Raw genomic sequence first — 387 nt, forward strand, 5'->3', positions numbered from 1 at the left:
GTCATTAATAGTTTTATTTACGATGGAGAGTGGTCGTTAGATAACTACCATGAAGTGCTGAATTCCAAATTTATGCTACAAGGCTTTAGTAACAGTATTTGGCTAGCCTCTTGGTCGAGCATATTGGGTTTGCTCATTGCCTCCCTATTAGTTTCATCACTTCGACACCTTGATAACAAAATTCGTAACGGCGTCATTGCCTTCACCAATATGAGCAGTAATTTCTCAGGTGTACCACTGGCTTTCGCATTCATCATTATTTTAGGTGTGAATGGCGCGTTCACTTTATTACTGAAAAAATACGGCTTAATTGATGACTTTAATCTGTACGGTAAATGGGGGTTATTGACCATTTATGTGTATTTTCAAATCCCATTAGCAGTACTG

1 pseudogene is annotated in these 387 nt (G+C 38.2%); it reads left to right on the forward strand.

Annotated elements, in window-relative coordinates:
- Nucleotides 1-387: pseudogene (locus BM613_RS14810) on the forward strand (ABC transporter permease); the annotation flags it as partial.

Origin of the sequence: Sulfoacidibacillus thermotolerans (assembly GCF_003144315.1) — a bacterium.
GTDB lineage: Bacteria > Bacillota > Bacilli > Alicyclobacillales > SLC66 > Sulfoacidibacillus > Sulfoacidibacillus thermotolerans.